Source organism: Vibrio sp. 03_296 (assembly GCF_002265885.1).
This window is the reverse complement of the sequence record NZ_NPKW01001350.1, coordinates 1-551: the sequence shown is the minus strand read 5'-3', so window position 1 is coordinate 551 and position 551 is coordinate 1. Positions and strand designations below refer to the sequence as shown.

The window sequence follows — 551 nt, the reverse complement described above, 5'->3', positions numbered from 1 at the left end:
GGAACTAGGAACTAGGAACTAGGAACTAGGAACTAGGGTACTTGTTAGAGCTGAAATGAGTAAACAAAGGTTTAACTCGCAAAGAAAAAGGGGCCGAACACGTCGCCCCTCTAGATTGATGACGAACCCCGCTTTTTAAGTGGGGTTCTTTTTTGGAAGCGACCGTAGGTCGCGATCGTGATATTTTTTGTTATATCGTGCGCAGAAGTTTCCATTCATTACATGGGTATACAGAAGCAAGTATCTGCCTTATTTCTGCCATATTTAAGCCCATTTTTCGTAGATAGTTCACCACCAACGCTATCTTCTTGATGTTTTGGGCTGCCGCTGCCAACCAACATTGCATTTGCACATTGGCTAGACCTCGGAAGCGAGCATAACGATGACCATGATGTTGCTTGGCATCTGCAAAGCTCCGTTCTACTGTTTCACTTCGACGTCGATAAGTCTTCTTGCCATAGGAAGAGAGCCGCATTTGATTTGCTCTCTCTACGGCATCGCTATAGATATGCCGAGTAATCACTTTCTTCATGTTTTTGCTTTGAGTGCAG

The 551-nt window shown here is 44.5% G+C and carries 1 protein-coding gene; it reads right to left on the bottom strand.

Annotated features, from left to right (window positions below):
* Positions 1-190: 190 nt before the first annotated feature.
* A partial coding sequence (locus CIK04_RS32110; protein WP_176463496.1) for a transposase occupies positions 191-551 on the bottom strand: 361 nt, incomplete at its 5' end.